We start from the raw sequence: 14,322 nt of genomic DNA, 5'->3' as shown, positions 1-14,322 counted from the left end.
GTTCAACAGACAAATTCCCTATTGAACTAAAACTGGCAAACTTAAGTTACAGAGAATCCAATATTGACTGTGGAAAGAAGGATAATATTATCCATAATAGTTTCCTTTTTAAAAACAATCTAGTATTACAGTTAATTAGTATTAATCTTCCAGTTTTCCTATTGCCACTTCGTATTAGACGTATTGAATAATAAATATTTAATTTAGCTACATATTCAAGAATTAACTCTTTGTTTAATGGTGTAATATCCTCTTTCAATGCAATTTGAGCAGTTTCAATTATTGGACTTCCTTTTTCAAAGTTGCTTATATCATTACAAGCCCGGTTAATACTTTCCCTATGATAAATTGCTCCGATATTATAACTAAAGGCGATTGGATATTTCAAAGCTATACGAAACCACATGTCCAAATCTTCACCCATTTTACTTTCAGTTGAAAATAAACCAATATTTAAAAAAACCTGTTTCGGGATTGCAACAACCGAGGAACAAATAGGTGGTTCTCCAAAAACCATCGAATAAAAATAATTAGGAATTATACCTTCCCATGGTGCGGAAGGTAAACCCTTGTATTTAGCAATTCTTTTTTCAAAATTATCTTCACATATCATATATGCAGTTGCATATGCTCCAATATTTGCAAATTTTTCTCGCATTCTTTGAATAGTCTCCAAAAAACCTGGCAGCCACTCATCATCCGCATCCAGAAACGCGATCAACTCCGCCTCAGCCGCCTCAATCCCCCAGTTCCTCGCCGCTGAAACTCCCTGGTTCTCCTGCTGAATAAGCCGGATTCTTTGGTCGTCAAATGACCTGACAACCTCTGCACCTCCATCCGTTGAGCCATCATCGACCACGATCACCTCAAAGTCCTGAACTGTCTGACTCAAAACCGAGTTAAGCGCCCTTGCAATATGGGGTTCTTTGTTATAGAGAGGAATAACCACCGATACTTTAGGCATCTGAATTCTCCTGAATAATTTTCCTTAGGTTCTGTCCTGCCTTCATCGCAGATTCCTGAACAGATGGAATCGCTTGTTCGAGTTCCTTCCTGATCTGATGTTGATTCTCTACCATTGATAAGATCATATGAGCCGCTGTATCAGCATTAAGATTCAGAGGACTCAGTACATAATCCTCGTGCCCAAATATATCCCGGTTTATCCCCTTTGCCTTGATGCTGTAGGCAAAGCTTAGAGTCGGGACACAGGATGAAAGGGCCGCGATAGTCGAATGAGTGCGTGCACCTGCAAAAAGAGACATCTGACCGATGATATATTTTGTTTCTTCGGCATTATAATGGGGGGACACAAGTGAAATATTCCCTGTCTTGTCACCTACCAGAGAAAGTAATGTGCTCATAAATTCATAATCATTTGATCCCCTATTCGTTACATGAGGGATCAGATAAATCGGCATTTCGGTTTTTTTTGCAATTTTTTCAACAATTTTCGCGGCGATTCCCTTCCATGCCTCTTGATCTCCACCTGTCACATACTTAGCCATAAGTGGGCTGAGATTGATTCCCAGAGAATCATCATCTATCGGTAAATCATCCTCAATACCGGATGGCTTAACGGCGTCCATCAGGAATGCAGGGTCTGCCACGGGGGATACATTTTCCCTAACTCCAATACTCCTCAGATACTCAACAGTTGCCGATTCCCTGGCAAAAATTCCTGTGACATCCTTGAGATGGTTGCTCATATACTGTTCATAATCAGGCATGGCACTGAATGGACCTACCGAAGCACCCCAGATAAACATTGGTTTCCCGTTCTCAACAACGATATCGTCAAGGTCAGTAATATTGGTCGGCACTCCATAATCAAGCGAATAATTATCCCCGCCCACAGAAAGAACCGCACTAGCATCTTTGAGATAGGGAAGCATCTTCTGGTAAGTAATATATTTTATTTTATCCCGGTTGAAAAGATGCTTATAAACATAACTAATATTTTCTGGTTTCCAGAAATGGGATACAGCCTCCTTCTTATTTAGTTTGAGGCAGTTCACATGTGTTATAGATGCATCATATTCGTTGTGGCGCTGTTCTTCAAATTGTGCATCATTTTGGAAAAAACTGACGCACAGGAATCTCGGATTAACAAAATGCTCCCGAAGAATCTTCGTTGTCCCCCGCACGATCGCTTCACACCCACGGTTCGTATATGGTCCGTTTCCGGCAAGGATAAACAACGGTCTCTCATCATTCATGGCGTGCACTCCTGATTCTTCTTTGGATATAACGGATACTTAAAATCGGTAATTGCATAGTTCGTTTCACCTGATTTACATTATTCAACTTCTTAATGAGGGGTTTCAGCGTTCTTCGGAAGCTTTCTACGTTGGAATCGGAACCCAGAGACCAGTTCATCCGACTTGAAATTTGCATCTGATCTTTGAGTGATATTTCAGAAACTGTAATTGGATTCATCAATTTTTTGGGAGGAACCCGCTTATCTGGCACCCTCCCATTCTCTTTCTGTGCGTTATACAGCCTGTGTGCAAGGTGTTGTCGTTTGGATGCAATGACACCTGCCTGACTCTGAACAACTTTATCAACGTGAATTGGATCAAGATTTACTTCTTTTCGCCTGACTCCTTCAGCAATCAAATCCTGTAGTAATGGCGACCTCACCAACACAAGATTTGACCCCCTGCTATCCCCCGAATACCCCGGCAACCAGGCATCCATACAGGTCACATCCGCACACTCGGCAAAGACATCATCACAATAGTTACAGGCATTCGGTGTAAACCACCGGTTCACCCAGGCCTCAGCAATCCCCTCTTTCCAGAAGATTCTGCTTTCTTCACCATCTTCGGTCGTGAAAGAAAAGTGAAAATTACTCGCCGGTTGATCCTTGCTCTTCCCACGGTGACGCACCGCCGTCACCTTCCCCCGCACGCCGGCAAGTGCAGCGATATACTCGGTAAAATGCCTGCTCTTCAGCTGACCACAGGTAAGGCCAACGGTGACGACAACCCGCTCCCTGAGTTTTTTGTTTCTCTGCTGGGCAAGCCGGATCGCCTTGATGAAACAGGGCAGACCGGTGATGGCATACCGCCCCGGATGGTCGAGGATATGACTGATGACCTCTGACATCTCCACCGGGTAGTAAGCTGAACCGGCCCCGGTGCGCACACCCTCCGGAGTATCAAAGACCCTGAAGGAGAAGAGACACTCAGGATCGCCAGTAGGGGCGGTGCAGATGACATGGTCAACGATTCCCTCCGTGAGCAGCGTCTCCAGGAGCCAGGTTGCCATACCACCCGAGGCACTTGTCGGGCGGTGTTTATCAGAGTAACCTACGTAAGAGGCAAGGGAGTAACCAGCCTCCGGGCGATGGCTGATACCCGGCACATCAGCATAGAGTTCCTTTCCGATCGTGTCCTCATTCTCTTCATGATCTGCAAACGGGCAGACCTTCAGGCAGAGGCCGCATTCTGTGGTGCACTCCGCAATTGCCACCGGATTGTATTCCCCGTGGCGGTTCCATCGCATCTCCAGGACACCCTGTGGGCATAGTGCAGCGCAGAGGCCACAGCCGATGCATAGATCATTTTCTACGATTTGAGTAATATTAAACACGTTCATGCAAGGATCCTCCTTATTCCAGGGGGCAGATATGACGAAAACAGCTGGCGTTCAAACGTATTGAGGCCAAATTTCAGGATAGCAATTCCATAAAAAAGAACAACCGCACCGCCAGCAATGACCAGTGGAACAATTGTGCTGAGGAAGAGGAAGTTCCCAAGAATTGATGCAGCTAAAAATACAAGAATGAAAGCTACAATCCCTGGCACCATGGATCGTATGAAAGTATACGCACTCACCCCAAGCACCCGTGTCGCATACCAAGGAGTAAAGATAGTATTTTTCAGGGTGAGGACGATTACCCCGGCTGCTGCGACACCATAATAACCCCACCCGGTCAGAATCGACAACCCAATTGCAAGGGCAAAATTCGCAAACCCCATAAAGAATGTTACGATCCCAGGTATCCTCACCCGATTATATGCCACATTGATAGCAAAGAGGGGAAGAACCGCGAGGTTGATGACAAGATGACAGGTCAACAGCATCATCAACGGGGCGAGAAACGCAAACTCAGAACCGACCCAGATCGTAATGAGCTGCGGGGAAAACCCACAGACAAGACCAATAGGGAGGGCCATGGCAAGCCCCATGAATTTGACCGCACTTTTTGTGACCCTGATGAGGGTCTCAGTCCGGTTCTGAACATAGTATGTGAGAACCATCGGCGTCAACACTCCCGAGAGCGTTCCTGCAACTGCCCGGAGGAGCACAACCCACTGGAGGGCAATTGCGTACTCACCCCCCGCATCTGCCCCAAATATCATATTCACAACGATGAGATCAACCTGAAGGAAGAGAAGAGAACCAATCTGGTTGATCACCACCCACCAGCCCATCCCACAGAGAGATTTCACTCTTCTTTGGTCGAAGGAATGAAGAGAGACTTGGAGGTTGGGGCAGACCCTTTTTGCGAATATGATAGAGATGCATGAGGATACAACAGAACCCCCCAGATAGGCAAGACCAACCAAGACGAGGCTGGGGCCAAATAGTGTAAAGAAGAGAACGATCAGCCCAACCTGAACAATGATGTTGCTGATATTGACAATATTCTGCAGATCAAGCCGATTGTAGGCAAAGAGCTGGACCGTGAAATTCCCGCTCCATGCCCTGATAAAGAAGGCGGCACAGACCCCGAGGAAAAGAAGCTGAGCCCCACTCTCCTGACCCGCCGGAACGTTGAAGATTAAAGGGATAAAATATGCGACAACTACAGCGAAGGGGACCATCAGAGCGATGACTGCTGTGAGCCCAAAAAGCGACGTGTTGAATGTCCGGTTTGCCGCTTCATAATCCTCCCGCCGGAGGTCGACCGTGAGGAACCGGGACACTGAAGTATTGAGCGAATGGATGAAAATGGCCACATACCCAGTGACCGAGGTTGCAAGCGGGATGAGGCCGTAAGCGGCAACACCGAGCGTATCGATGAAATAGGGAACAAGCAGGAGCCCTATAACAATATTAACGAGAAAATACCCAATATTTGCAGCCAGATTTCGCGGGAGCTGTGAAGCGAACTTCTTATTTGTTTCTGAATCTGATTGCACTGTAAAGCCTCATTGTAAGAATAATTGATATCCACCCCAGGTAAACTAATATTCTAATGATCAATTCTTTTCTTAATTGTTGCACATTTATAACCGAATAACATCTTTCTATCCCAAAAACGCTATTAATTACAGGATTGGGGTCGATGAAAACGGCACAGGGGAGGAACAACGAGCAAAACTCGCAAGAACATCACAAATTTGCACCGCACTCTTCCCCTCACCAAACCGACCCACCCACTGCAGAGCGTCAGGTACGGCTTGTCTTACCATTTTGACTACCTTCTCTCGGTCAGCCCCAACAAGTACATTCCACCCGTCTTCCAGCGTCTCCACCCACTCGGTATTCTCCCGCAGCGTAACACAGGGCACCTTCAGGATATACGCCTCCTTCTGCACGCCACCAGAGTCAGTAAGAATCATCCTCGCATGTTTCATAAGATGGAGCATGTCCAGATACGCAAGGGGTTCAAGCAGACGAATATTCTCAGGGAGGTCGTCATAGAGACCATACTCTTTCAGGTATTTCACCGTCCGCGGATGGGCCGGGAAGACAATCGGGCCACCGATTTGCCCAAACGCATCCACAATACTTCTCAGGTTCTCTTCTGTGTCTGTGTTCGATGCCCGGTGAACGGTGGCAACATAATATTCACCTTCAACCAGATCCAAGTCTTCAAGAACTGTTGAAGATCGCTCCGCAATCTCAGTATTGTAGAGCAGGGCATCTACCATCACATCACCCGTAAGGTGCACCCCCTTCGTGATCCCTTCTGCTGCGAGATTGTCAACCGCCGTCTGGGTCGGGCAGAAGAGCAGGTCTGAGATGTGATCGGTGACAATCCGGTTGATCTCCTCAGGCATCGACCTGTCAAAACTCCGCAGGCCCGCCTCCACATGGGCAACCGGAATATGCAGCTTCACGGCCGCAAGGGCGCCGGAAAGGGTGGAGTTCGTGTCACCATAGACAAGCACCATATCCGGCTGTTCCTTTTGAAGGACAGTTTCAATCTCAGCTAGCATTCTGCCCGTCTGTTCACCCTGCGGGCCGGACCCGATGCCCAGATTATAGTCCGGTGCCGGGATGGCAAGTTCGGTGAAGAAGACATCTGACATATTCGCGTCATAATGCTGCCCGGTGTGGACGAGTATCTCTATATGCTCTGTCCGGAGTGCACGCGAAACAGGCGCACACTTGATAAACTGGGGGCGGGCCCCGACGATGGTGACGATCTTCATCTGAATTTTACCTTCTACTATTTTCTGCCAAAGGGCACTACTCCACGAGCGGATGCTGGTTCTTATCCCCACGACCAATTCCCCGATAGACATAGCCTGCTCCAATCCACGCATCAGGATCAGCGACATTCCTCCCATCGACAAGCACCGGATGGCTACATCCACAGAGCTCCTTCACCTCTGCTGGGGCAAGAGTCCGGTATTCCTTATGACCAGCAAAGATAACAACAGCATCGGCTCCCCTTAAGACCGCGTCAAGGTCACGGGTGATATCCGCACCTTCCGGCACATCCGGTGCCGTCTTCCGGTCAACCCATGGGTCATGGATGCGAACTTCAGCACCTGCCGCAATAGCCGCCTGATAGAACGGTTCGGCCGGTGTGTTCCGGGCATCATCTGAGTCATTGAGGAAGGCCCAGCCAAGGAGAGCGATCTTTGCACCCTTCAGGATCTGTGTCTTAGTTTCGGTATCTGTCTCAGTCATAGTTTCAGTATCGGTCCTACCTGCGCCAGCCTGAGCGAGAGCTGCCTGTTGAAGAGCAGACTCCGTCAGATGCAGCATGTGGCTCGGCATGAAATCATTGATCAGGCGGGATGAAACATACAGCGATGCAATGTCATCCGGCCAGTCAAGTGCCTCGGGCCCCAACTGCTCCACACCGCGTTCCAGGTGATAGGTGTCCTTGGTGAGACAGTGCCCACCGACACCGGCACCGGGCCAGAGGATGGCACGAGTTATTCCTTCACCTTTCAGTGAGTCAACACCGGTGCGGACTTCGTAGAAATTAATTCCCATCGCCTCACAGTAGAGGGCGAGCTGGTTTGCTGCGGCAATCTGCAGGTCACGGAAGGTGTTCTCTGCAGTCTTGGTGACTTCTGCTGCGGTCGCACTCATCGGGATTAACTCGCCTTTCGTGAGTACCGGGCCGTAGAGTTCACACGCACGCTTGGTCGAGACGTTGTCTATGCCACCGACGATCCGGTCATGCTCCCGGATGTTTTTCAGGAGCCGTCCCACCATTACCCGCTCAGGGGCGTGGGCAAGGCCGAAGTCTTCTCCTGCAACAAGCCAGGACTCCTCTTCAAGAATCTCGCGGGCCATGCCTGTGGTCGTGCCGGGGGTGATCGTTGACTCCAGGACAACGAGGGTGCCGGGCGTGAGATACCGGCCGACATTCCGTATGCCTTCAATCAGGGGAGTGAAGTTTGGAATGAGGTCTTTGGGATTTTCAAACGGTGTCTGGATGGCAAGCGTCACCGCGTCACACTCGGCAATCTTCGATAAGTCTGACGTGCAGGTGAATTTTGGTTTGCCACTATTTTCGCCGCCGTCTTTTCCCACAACCTTTGCAATCAGATCCTCAAGCCCCGGCTCCTCGCCCTTCAGGGGACTAACACCTGAGTTGAGCATTCCAATCTTATACCCGGAACTCTTTGATGCCCGCTGGAACCCATAGACCAAACTGAATTCTGATGCATCCGCAAAGAGCACGGCTGCGGGAATCCCCACATAGCCCATGCCGATGACACCAATGGTCTTGACCGGCCCGCGTTTCTCAAAGAGCTGCTGAAGTTTTGTGCTGGTGTTTGTGTTCATATATTGTGACCCTCGTATGATTTGTTTGATGAAATATTCTGGATTGTATGCATTAAATATGTCCTTCCCGTTTATTCAGAGAAAGGGATGTGGAATGTATGTATTCATTGAATTACTTCCCTACCCCTCTCCGTCGATGCAATCAGATGAACGGATGGGGAGAATTCATTGAACCTCTCTGTAAATCCATTCAGGATATCTCGTTTTTAATCGATTCACAGACCCGTACATTCGCCAGTCCCTGCTCGGGCGTAACGGTGAACGGATTACCCTTCTTCACACAGTCAATAAATGTGTTCAGCTCGGTCTTCAGGGGCTCAACCTTTCCGACCATGACCTTCTCGATGATATTGTCCTGCACATACCGCTGCTCTTCCACATGATAGTGCTCGGGCTTCCTGTAGACATAGACTTCCTGCGTCATAAAGTCCCCCTGAATCGTGAATTCCTCCTCTTCGATGTGGATCATGCGCATCTTTTTGGAAGACTTCCGGCTTGCCGAAAGATAGACCGGCGTCTTTTCAAACTGAAACATCGCCCCGCATATATCAAAGGTGCAAAACGACTGCATGGAATACTCGCCGTCAAAGAGCGCGTTAAAGACAATGTCAATATCGTGAATCATCAAATCTTCAACAACCGAACTCCCGGTCACCCGTGCCGAAGCAGGGTTGTGGCGTTTGATCTCCACATAGAGAGGATCTTTCACAATTCGCTGAATCTCAGCAATTATTGGGTTAAAGCGCTCGATATGACCGACACCCACCACCAGATCATCAGGTATCTGCGGTATCAAATCTTCTGCTTCCTGTGATGTCAGACAGATGGGCTTTTCAATCAGCATATGCACTCCTGCATCAATTACCGCTTTTGCCGTAGTATAATGGTAGGGAGTCGGCACACACAGACTCACCGCATCCACCGAACGCAGCAGTTCTTCCATCGACCCGGCACACTCGATACCGTTCTTTGCTGCAACATTTTGTGCGGCAGTCTCATTCAAATCAAATACCCGGACTGAATCAACCGCTTTCAGCTCTGAGTAGACACGGGCATGATTCTGTCCCATGACACCCACACCAATAACTCCAACATCCATTGTTACTCTACCTCGTTTATGATATTACAGATATATTCGCAATCAGAAAGACGTACGCCCGGATGCACCGGCAGACTCAGCACACGGGAAGACAATGCGTCAGAAACCGGACACACTACATTCCCGGAATCACGATAAAGCGGCTGCATATGCACCGGCATCGGATAGTGCACGGCAGATCCGATCTCCTTCTCCCGCAGATAGGCCATAAAGGCCTCCCGATCCATCACAAAATCATCCCCTACTTCCACCACATACTGGTGGTAGACATGGACTGAACCATCCCGGCAGTAGGGCGTGGAAAGCCCCGCACACTTTAGATTCTCATTAAAGTAGGCGGCATTTGCCTGCCTCTGTGCATTAAACCCGTCAAGTTTCGCAAGCTGAACCCGGCCGATGGCGGCATTCAGGTTGCTCATCCGCAGATTGAACCCCAGTTCGGTGTGGAGGTACTTGTCACTCTGGCCGTGGTTAATAACCCGTCTCACCCGTGCGGCAAGCTCCGGGTCATTGGTGGTGACCATGCCTCCTTCTCCAGTTGTCATGTTCTTTGTCGGATAAAACGAGAAACACCCGGCAGCGCCAAACCCGCCGACCTTCTCTCCATTATACTGCGCCCCATGCGCCTGGGCACAGTCTTCAACCAGAAAGAGATCATGTTCATCACAGATCGCAGCAACCGGAAGAATATCAAACGACTGACCAAAGAGATGCACACCAATGACCGCCTTCGTCCGGGGAGTGATGTGCTCAGCAATTTCCTCCGGGTTGATGGTATAGGTATCCATTTCCACATCAACCATAACGGGTGTTGCACCGCACATGCTCACCGCAGTCGCGGTTGCAATAAAGGTAAATGAAGGAACAATCACCTCATCCCCTGCTTTGATACCAAGCGCCAGAAGAACGGCATGCAAGGCCGCAGTCCCGGAGTTTGTGCCGACGGCCTCTTGTACCCCGCAGTAGGCTGCAAACTCATCCTCGAATGCGGTAACAACCGCACCCTGGGCAAGCATCCCCGACCGGATCACCTCTGTAACAGCGGCAATCTCTTCATCCCCGACGAGAGGCCGTCCGACCGGGATCATCGTTTCGCACCTTCAGGCATTTCCTTAAACCGGGCCGGACTCCCTATCGCAAGCATACGGGCCGGCACATCCCGCGTGACAACCGCACCGGCTGCGACAAGGGCACCGGCACCTACCTCCACGCCCGGCAGAATCGTGGCGTTGGCACCGATAGAGGCACCTTTCCTGATGACAGGGCCCCTCAGATGATCACCGCCATGCGGCGGGTAGGGATCATTCGTGAGCACCGCATTCGGGCCGATGAAGACATTGTCCTCTATCAAAACCCCGGTTGGTATGTAGACCAGACTCTGGAGATTCACATGGCTCCCGATGATGGTATTCCCCTCGATGATCGTGTTCGTCCCGACGGAGACGCTGTCACCGATGGTCGTCTTTTCCCGGATCATCACATTGTGTCCGGTGGAGAAATTCTTCCCGATCACTACGTCAGCATAGATGATCGTACCAGACCGGAGCACCCCGTCCACACCGATGGTCGTCCCCGGAAATGTTTCTTTGCCCATGTGCTCGCGTGAGGGAAAGCCAAGCGTTACGTTATCCGATAATATGGTATTGTTGCCGATGGTATTTGTTCCAAAAATGATGATACGCACCTCAGATCAATATGGTAACATTCTGTATATATTTTTGGAATATTCATATAAATAATGTGCACATTTGTTTGGAAAATTACAACAACGTTAATATACTGAAAATAAATGGCATATAAATCATTGCAACGGATTGCTCAGCATGAGAATGGTTCCGTTCACGGATGAATCGTTTACGGAATCCGTATACACCATTAGAACCATTCTCATATTTACCGCACTGCATTTTCAGGTATCCGCACCAGCCATTTTGGATAACCATCACTCAAATACTCAAAAAAATGCCAAATTCCCCAAAAACCGACCCACACAGAAGGACGGAGCGGACCTATCTCACCACAAGACATGCCATGCATCCTCTGCAGCACACACCCCAACAGCGTCCGTCAAATGACCCATTAATAACCAATAATAAGGCAAATAAGGCGCATATCTGCCGTAAATTACGCCACACAAAATGAGACCAAAAAAGAGCCTGAAAAGACAAAAAATAAGCCCAATTCACCCTTAATTCAATCCAGGTTACTCTCAGATATATCCCCAAAAAATGCCAAAATTCCCGAAAAACCGATCCACACAGAAGCACAGAGCGGGCCGTTCTCACCCCAAGACATCCTGCACATCCTTTCAAAATACCTGCCAACAGCGACCGCTCAATAGTCCGCAATCAACCGTCATCTGAGCAAATAACAGGCATTTTGGCCGTCTTTTCCCGGCATCCAGACGAAGTCAGAAAAGAGCCAAAAAACGTCTGTTTTACCCCCCGATTATACTTAACAGGGGGTCACAATGTTGATCGGATCATCGCATAACTTCAGGCATACCTGAATGAATATCTCAAAAAAGTTCAGCTATACTATCAGTGTATACCAGCAGCTCACAAAATCAGCCGGAAAATTGTTGATGCAGGACATAAATCCAGTGCAGGTATCAAACGGTAACAGCTGAAGAAGATCAGACAAATCTCAAAATGGTAGTCCTGACGCATCCATCCCCTCATCCAAAACCTCAATGAAATGATGATATCCGGCGCCTGTTCAGGGCGGGATGGACAATGTTGTGGAATCCGGAATCAAAGTGTTTTTGCCAATAATAAATACAATTAAACGTCACTTTTAGGGAATTGTGAATTACTTCGGCTTTGGATACACAAACGCTGCAAGTGAAGGCTTCAACAACAAGATTAATGTCATAAAGAGAGCTGTTTTTGGATTTAGGGATCCCGACTATTTCATTTTGAAGATCAGACAGATGTACGGATTAAACCAGTGCATATGGTTATGAACAGGGGAGGGGGGAAGCCCCCCTCCCCCTGAAATGTGATGAGTCGCAGGGAGAATGGGCAGGCATTCCCCCTTGCTCCACCTGTAGTTTAGAACGCGACAAAATAGGGTGAAGTTTGGGGTTCAGAAATATGGAGAAGAGTCATATTTATATCAATAGTCCCTATAAGCAGTTTTTCTTGGTCGGATTCCAATGATAACAATCTGATAATCAGGACAGAGTTCGAAAATAATACGCCAGGTTCCCACTCTCAGCCGATATGTATTCTGTATCCCTTTTAATTTGCGAATGTCGAGATCCGGAGAGAATCCTTCCTTTAATTGCTGAAGCCTGGTGTAAATGTGCGTATGATCGGGTTCCTCAATTGATTCAGGATCCCGTTTTGCCCGCTTCTCCAGAAAAATCCTATATTTCATGGAGTCTCAGAGTTCCTTTCTTTTTTCTATCCTGATACTCCGCAATCAGGCTGATTTCATCTTCATCTGGCTCGACTTCTCCAATGAGCCGTGTATCGATGATACTTTCAATCTTCTGAAGGAGAAAGAGAATATCGTTCATTTCACGTATTGCTTCAGCCATAGTCATACATCGCCATCAGTGAACTACCCCTGAGCTAAAGACTCAGGGACTTCCTGCTTCATACCCCGAACTTATGTTCGCGAGTCCACAGGCCCAACCCCTCGTTCCGAAGGTGTTAAACTCCAATTAAATTTTGTCTGTCAAGTGCGAATTTTTTGATATTGATCGCAGCATTGACATCCCGGTCATGATTTGTGTTACAGTCGGGACAAACCCAATCTCTGTCGGCCAAAGTCAACCCACCATTGTAATGGCCACAAACACTGCATATCCTGGTCGATGGTTCAAACCGACCGATACGCAGGATGTTTTTCCCCTGACGTTGTGCCTTATATTCCAGTTTTGTAACAAACGAACTCCACGAGGCATCCGCGATATGTTGTGCCAGACGATGATTTTTCAACATCCCTGCAACATTTAATGTTTCCAGCGCAATTGCCTGGTTCTCGCATATTAATCTAAAAGAGATCTTATGCTGGAAATCATTTCTTTGATTGCTGATCTTCTCGTGGAGTTTCGCTACTGATAATTTTGACTTTTCTCTGTTGTTGGAACCTCTTTGTTTCCTGCTCAAACGTCTCTGTAAGGCCTTCATTCGCAGAAGAGAGTTTTTGAGATGTCTCGGATTGTTGATCTTCTTTCCGCTGGACAGGACTGCAAAATCCTTAATACCCACATCAATATCAACGGTAGTCTTCTCGTCAAACGGCTGTTTTTCAGGATAATCTAATCCATCATCAACCAGGATGTTGATGTAGAATTGGCCGGTCGGCGTTATTGATACCGTTGCAGATTTCTCTGCACCCTCATATCTTCGGTGTAACTTCGTTTTGATCCAACCGATCTTCGGAAGTCTGATCTTATGGGCATCAAAATCCACAACATAATGTTGAGGGACTGAAAATGACTGAACTGGATTCTTCCGTGATTTGAACTTTGGAAAACCTTTCTTCTCTCTGAAGAAGTGAGTAAAAGCATTCTCAAGATTGAGTGTTGCACCCTGCAAAGACTGAGAATACACATCCTTTAGCCAAACGTGTTCGTCTTTTAATCCGGGTAACATCTTATTTAACGAAAATCCTGAAATCGATTTTCCATCTGATTCATATGATTTCAGTTTGTTTTCCAAAGCCCAATTGTAAACAAACCTACAAGCCCCGAAATGTTTAAAGAACAATTCTCTCTGCTCTTTATTGGGATATATTCGATACCTGCAGGCTTTCAACATGCCGGTTAATATACTACCTGACAAAATATATGTTTTATCCATATTGCAATATCTGAGTGGTGAAATCTACAAATTTACGCTTACATCCCCTTGGCTAAAGACCAGGGGGTTTTACGCTTTCCTTATAAAATTTAACTTGCGGGGTGAAGGGGCAGAGCGGGAAGTCCCCGGTCTTCAGGCCGGGGATGAAAGCAGAGCCCCTTCCTCGCTACGATAATTATATTGTGTATCGTCACGCAAATTGCGTCAGGAGTATCCTGCAACCATAAAGTTGTTGTGGGGAGATGGGTTATGTTCTCCCTCATATTTCCTTACAACATCCAGACAGGTTAGTCCTGATGTTCTGAAACATTATGTGAATTTCCAAATGGAGAAATGAATGATAGTATCCTACAAGTATCGTGCATATCCAAATCCAGTTGCAGAGACACGACTGAATGTAGCACTTGATACCTGTAGGTG

General features: G+C 47.7%; 13 protein-coding genes and 1 pseudogene. 3 read left to right on the top strand and 11 right to left on the bottom strand.

Features of this window, described 5'->3' with window-relative positions:
* Positions 1 to 46: 46 nt before the first annotated feature.
* The 9 genes from MKMG_RS00070 to MKMG_RS00030 all read right to left on the bottom strand — a co-directional run bounded on the left by MKMG_RS00070 (position 47) and on the right by MKMG_RS00030 (position 10,766).
* On the bottom strand, positions 47 to 964 hold the full coding sequence (locus MKMG_RS00070; RefSeq protein ID WP_165074183.1) for a glycosyltransferase family 2 protein: 918 nt from the start codon (positions 962 to 964) through the stop codon (positions 47 to 49).
* The gene (locus MKMG_RS00065; protein ID WP_165074181.1) at positions 957 to 2,219 is read right to left on the bottom strand and encodes a polysaccharide pyruvyl transferase family protein; all 1,263 of its coding nucleotides are present in this window, start codon (positions 2,217 to 2,219) and stop codon (positions 957 to 959) included. Before MKMG_RS00065 ends, MKMG_RS00070 begins: the two co-directional genes overlap by 8 nt.
* Positions 2,212 to 3,603, bottom strand: coding sequence for a Coenzyme F420 hydrogenase/dehydrogenase, beta subunit C-terminal domain (locus tag MKMG_RS00060; protein WP_165074179.1), 1,392 nt, complete (start codon positions 3,601 to 3,603; stop codon positions 2,212 to 2,214). The genes MKMG_RS00065 and MKMG_RS00060 overlap by 8 nt, the downstream gene beginning before the upstream one ends.
* A complete protein-coding gene (locus MKMG_RS00055) occupies positions 3,600 to 5,153 on the bottom strand; it encodes an oligosaccharide flippase family protein (RefSeq protein ID WP_165074177.1) in 1,554 nt (517 codons plus the stop codon). Before MKMG_RS00055 ends, MKMG_RS00060 begins: the two co-directional genes overlap by 4 nt.
* Before the next feature lie 129 nt (positions 5,154 to 5,282).
* Positions 5,283 to 6,392, bottom strand: a complete 1,110-nt coding sequence (gene wecB, locus MKMG_RS00050; protein ID WP_165074175.1) for a non-hydrolyzing UDP-N-acetylglucosamine 2-epimerase — start codon at positions 6,390 to 6,392, stop codon at positions 5,283 to 5,285.
* Positions 6,393 to 6,429: 37 nt separating this feature from the next.
* A complete protein-coding gene (locus MKMG_RS00045; RefSeq protein ID WP_165074173.1) occupies positions 6,430 to 7,989 on the bottom strand; it encodes a nucleotide sugar dehydrogenase in 1,560 nt (519 codons plus the stop codon).
* 190 nt (positions 7,990 to 8,179) lie between these two features.
* On the bottom strand, positions 8,180 to 9,088 hold the full coding sequence (locus MKMG_RS00040) for a Gfo/Idh/MocA family protein (protein WP_165074164.1): 909 nt from the start codon (positions 9,086 to 9,088) through the stop codon (positions 8,180 to 8,182).
* A 2-nt stretch (positions 9,089 to 9,090) separates the two neighbouring features.
* The gene (locus MKMG_RS00035) at positions 9,091 to 10,176 is read right to left on the bottom strand and encodes a DegT/DnrJ/EryC1/StrS aminotransferase family protein (protein WP_165074162.1); all 1,086 of its coding nucleotides are present in this window, start codon (positions 10,174 to 10,176) and stop codon (positions 9,091 to 9,093) included.
* A complete protein-coding gene (locus MKMG_RS00030; RefSeq protein ID WP_254059028.1) occupies positions 10,173 to 10,766 on the bottom strand; it encodes an acyltransferase in 594 nt (197 codons plus the stop codon). The genes MKMG_RS00035 and MKMG_RS00030 overlap by 4 nt, the downstream gene beginning before the upstream one ends.
* A 1,128-nt stretch (positions 10,767 to 11,894) precedes the next feature.
* On the opposite strand from MKMG_RS00030, the gene MKMG_RS00025 reads away from it, so the two are divergent.
* Positions 11,895 to 12,053: a transposase gene (locus MKMG_RS00025; protein ID WP_165074159.1), complete on the top strand. Its 159-nt coding sequence runs from the start codon at positions 11,895 to 11,897 to the stop codon at positions 12,051 to 12,053.
* A 405-nt stretch (positions 12,054 to 12,458) separates the two neighbouring features.
* On the opposite strand, the gene MKMG_RS00020 is transcribed toward MKMG_RS00025, so the two are convergent.
* Together MKMG_RS00020 and tnpB are read right to left on the bottom strand one after the other, a co-directional pair.
* The gene (locus MKMG_RS00020) at positions 12,459 to 12,632 is read right to left on the bottom strand and encodes a hypothetical protein (protein WP_165074157.1); all 174 of its coding nucleotides are present in this window, start codon (positions 12,630 to 12,632) and stop codon (positions 12,459 to 12,461) included.
* Between the two features lie 115 nt (positions 12,633 to 12,747).
* A complete protein-coding gene (tnpB, locus tag MKMG_RS00015; RefSeq protein ID WP_254059023.1) occupies positions 12,748 to 13,902 on the bottom strand; it encodes an IS200/IS605 family element RNA-guided endonuclease TnpB in 1,155 nt (384 codons plus the stop codon).
* 196 nt (positions 13,903 to 14,098) lie between these two features.
* Here tnpB and MKMG_RS00010 point away from each other — a divergent pair.
* Together MKMG_RS00010 and MKMG_RS00005 are read left to right on the top strand one after the other, a co-directional pair.
* Positions 14,099 to 14,239 (top strand): annotated as a pseudogene (locus MKMG_RS00010) (IS200/IS605 family transposase); the annotation flags it as partial.
* Positions 14,240 to 14,322 (top strand): helix-turn-helix domain-containing protein (locus tag MKMG_RS00005; RefSeq protein ID WP_165074296.1); only part of this gene is annotated, 83 nt, incomplete at its 3' end.

This window comes from Methanogenium sp. MK-MG (assembly GCF_009914725.1).
Lineage (GTDB): Archaea > Halobacteriota > Methanomicrobia > Methanomicrobiales > Methanomicrobiaceae > Methanogenium.
Note: the sequence above shows the minus strand (reverse complement) of the source record. Positions and strands in the feature narration are given on the sequence as shown.